At 42.2% G+C, this 3,428-nt stretch carries 4 protein-coding genes, 1 other RNA gene and 1 pseudogene; all 6 read left to right on the top strand.

The window, feature by feature from the left end; genetic code table 11:
- The coding region (locus tag AC29Z1_RS15385) for a pyridoxal phosphate-dependent aminotransferase (protein WP_488272333.1) at positions 1 to 909 on the top strand (909 nt) is incomplete at its 5' end.
- A gap of 3 nt (positions 910 to 912) precedes the next feature.
- Positions 913 to 1,527, top strand: a complete 615-nt coding sequence (cobC, locus tag AC29Z1_RS15380) for an alpha-ribazole phosphatase (RefSeq protein ID WP_488272332.1) — start codon at positions 913 to 915, stop codon at positions 1,525 to 1,527.
- A gap of 170 nt (positions 1,528 to 1,697) precedes the next feature.
- Positions 1,698 to 1,878: non-coding RNA, 6S RNA (ssrS, locus tag AC29Z1_RS15375), on the top strand.
- Between the two features lie 141 nt (positions 1,879 to 2,019).
- Positions 2,020 to 2,450, top strand: a pseudogene (locus AC29Z1_RS15370) (peptidylprolyl isomerase).
- 43 nt (positions 2,451 to 2,493) lie between these two features.
- Positions 2,494 to 2,883 carry a CoA-binding protein gene (locus AC29Z1_RS15365; protein WP_488272331.1) on the top strand — a complete coding sequence of 130 codons (390 nt, stop codon included), beginning with the start codon at positions 2,494 to 2,496 and terminating at the stop codon, positions 2,881 to 2,883.
- A gap of 42 nt (positions 2,884 to 2,925) precedes the next feature.
- Positions 2,926 to 3,249: a thioredoxin gene (gene trxA / locus AC29Z1_RS15360; RefSeq protein WP_488272330.1), complete on the top strand. Its 324-nt coding sequence runs from the start codon at positions 2,926 to 2,928 to the stop codon at positions 3,247 to 3,249.
- Positions 3,250 to 3,428 lie beyond the last annotated feature (179 nt).

Raw genomic sequence — 3,428 nt, 5'->3', positions numbered from 1 at the left:
GCTACCTTACTTAAAACCGCAATAAGCAGCTACTATCAGGTCGATACCGCGCAAATTACTGCCGGTAATGGGGCTGTTGAGTTGCTGTATGTGCTTGTTCACAGCTTACGACCCAAACGGGTTCTTATACCAGTACCGACTTTCTGTGAATATGAACGGGCAGCCAGGGCAGCCGGAGCCCAAATTGAATATGTATATGTATCGCCAGAAACTAATTTTTCACTTGATATACAATCATTGCTTAACCGCCTGGATGGGGTCGACATGGTGTTTATCGGCAATCCCAACAACCCTACCGGCTCACTTCTGACAGTCAGCCAGCTTGAAAGGCTGCTATTTGCTGCCAGGCAAGCTAAGGTCATTGTTGTTGTGGATGAATCTTTCATGGACTTTATTATCGCTGGCGAGCAATATACCTGCCGACCGCTGCTTAAGAATTACGAAAATCTGGTAATATTGCATTCGCTTACCAAGTTTTATGCTATTCCTGGTCTTAGATTGGGTTTTGCCCTTACTCAGCCCAAACTTACCGCCACACTCCATGCAGCCAAAGATCCCTGGAATGTTAACGCGCTTGCCCAGGCGGCTGGTGTAGCCGCTTTGGCGGACAAAGATTATCAGCAAAAGAGCAGAACAATCATCAGCAACGAAAAGGATATAATGTATGAAAGGCTGAAAGCGTTATCAGGAATAAAACCGTTAACACCGTCAGTCAATTATATATTGCTAGATACCCGTCCGAGTGGTTATACAGCAGCTTACTTACGAAAAAAATTAGCTGAAAAGCAGATCCTCATTCGCGATTGCAGCAATTATCCAGGATTATCTCCGTATTACGTAAGAGTGGCAGTTAAATTGGACAGGCAAAATAAAATTTTATTAGCAAATTTAGAGCAGGTGTTGAGGTGAATCATGACTAAATTAATCATAGTACGTCACGGGCAGACATTATGGAATTTAGAGCGAAAGTATCAGGGGCATAGTGATATTGCTTTGTCCGAAACCGGACTTAAGCAAGCTGAGGCTGTAGCCGAGCGCTTGGCTGAAGAGTCTGTTGATGCTGTTTATGCCAGCGATCTGTCGCGGGCATATAAAACTGCCGAATACATTGCAGCTAAACATAACTTGCCGGTAACTGTTGTACCAGAACTACGCGAACTTAAGTTTGGTGAATGGGAAGGCCTTACTTACGAAGAGATTACAGAGAAATGGCCGGGACTTTTGGGCAAATTGTGGACAACTCCGGATGAACTCGAGATACCTGGCGGTGAAACCTTTAAACAGCTTAAAGAACGGGCGTATACCGCTATCAAAAAAATTGTTGCCAATCATCCAGAGCAAACGGTAGTAGTTGTAGCTCATGGCGGTACTATTGGCACGATTTTGTGTGCAGTACTGGATATACATCTAAACCATGTTTGGAGCATAAGACAAGATAATACTGCTGTAAATATTATTGAATATTATGATGGTCATCCGACCATAACCCTGCTAAACTGCGTCCGCCATTTGCATAAAGTAAACTAAAAGCAGTCAATTCGTAAAAGTCAAATAATTACTAGTGGTCTGCGCGCAAGAGCGAAATGGTATTATCCAGATGAACTGGAGTAAATGCGGAAAAACATCAACTTTTCGCTTAATTTTCATCCTTGAGCAAATGGCCGCAGCGTGATAAGATACACTATGAAAAAAGACGATCATGCCTGGGATATTCGTTAACCTCTTATATGTTCAACCGACTCATATACTTAGGGAGTTAGATGTTATGCAGCTGCCAAGCCTCCTTATTCAGAGTGGAAGGCAAAAACATAACTATAAGACGCCCACCTGCTGGGAAGCGGGTATGAACATACGAGAGCACGGTATCATGGGCTACATAATTATTTCCTACGATTAATACTCTTTCTTTTTGCTAGAAGGAGTATTTTTTATTTTTTTTGTAAAATCATTACCATTTTTGCCAAAGCATACCGGACTATGATATAATTAAGATAATTCTATGTAAGAGAGGGATATATTTTGAAAAAAGCAATTATTGAAATGGATAAAGGCAATGTAGTTATTGAGTTATTTGAGAAAGAGGCACCTAAGACAGTAGCTAATTTTGATAAATTAATAAAAGAAGGCTTTTATGATGGTTTAACCTTTCACCGGGTTATTAAAGGTTTTGTTGCCCAAGGAGGATGTCCGAATGGCAATGGTACAGGCGGACCTGGCTACACCATTCCCTGCGAAACCAAGGTAATCCTCACAAACATGAACGCGGCGCAGTGTCAATGGCTCATCGCGGTCCTAATACTGGTGGCAGTCAGTTTTTTATTGTGTACGAGCCTCAACCCCATTTAGACGGTGTACATACGGTATTTGGTAAGGTTATTGAAGGTATGGACGTAGTGGATCAAATTGTTCAAGGCGATGTAATGAATAAAGTTACTGTTGTTGAGGAATGATTTAAAGGTTAATGCCGTAAAATAACGGTAAGGGGAGATGCTTATGAGTCATGTTGAAGCAATGCTCCGAATGAAAACATGGGCTGTTGTGGGAGCAACTAATAACCCAAATAAGTTTGGTTATAAGATTTTTAAAGCCTTGAAAGAAGCGGGATATCAAGTGTACGCTGTAAATCCCGGTGTGCGTGAGATACTTGGCGACACCTGTTATCCGGCACTTAAGGATTTACCAGTTGTACCTGAGGTGGTAAATGTGGTTGTGCCACCTAAAGTCGGCGAACAAATCATGAGCCATTGTGCTGAGCTTGGCATAAAAAATGTTTGGCTGCAGCCTGGTGCCAATGCTGCCAACGTTGTGGCCGCAGCGGCAAGCCTTGGTCTTAATGTGGTTGATCAAAATTGTGTATTGGTTGAACTTCGCAACCACAAGTAGGATATACCCGTTTTATATTTTAATAAAAAGGGGGACTGACTAATGGCAAGTGTAGTCAATGCTAACGAGAACAATTTCCAGGAGGAAGTGCTTGAAGCGGCTAAACCGGTACTTGTAGATTTTTGGGCCCCGTGGTGTGGCTACTGCACTAGGTTAGCACCGTACATGGATGAATTAGCACAGGAGATGCAAGACAAACTTAAGGTTGCCAAAGTTAATGTGGATGAAAATCGTTCACTCGCGCAAAAATATGGTGTTATGAGTTTGCCGACAATGATTGTTTTTAAGGAAGGCGAGCAAGTAGAAAAAATAACTGGCTATATGCCTAAAGCCAATATTGTTGCCAAACTTGAAAAAATCCTTTGATATTTACCCCGGCCTTGTGGCCGGGAATTTTATTTGTCCATAAGCGCATATCCACGCCTATATTCGCATAGGAAATTAGCAGTTGTATTTTAGCGGATATAAAAACAGGCGGGGGAATGGCATGGGAAATACACCTGCAAAAGTTGTACTGGTAGGTTCACCGAATGTTGGCAAGAGTG

It is taken from the genome of Sporomusa sp., assembly GCF_057736855.1.
Note: the sequence above shows the minus strand (reverse complement) of the source record. Positions and strands in the feature narration are given on the sequence as shown.

What these genes read in the sequence shown, in the direction of transcription:
- cobC (WP_488272332.1), top strand. Translation starts at nt 913, where the DNA reads ATGACTAAATTAATCATAGTACGTCACGGGCAGACATTATGGAATTTA.
- AC29Z1_RS15365 (WP_488272331.1), top strand. Translation starts at nt 2,494, where the DNA reads ATGAGTCATGTTGAAGCAATGCTCCGAATGAAAACATGGGCTGTTGTG.
- trxA (WP_488272330.1), top strand. Translation starts at nt 2,926, where the DNA reads ATGGCAAGTGTAGTCAATGCTAACGAGAACAATTTCCAGGAGGAAGTG.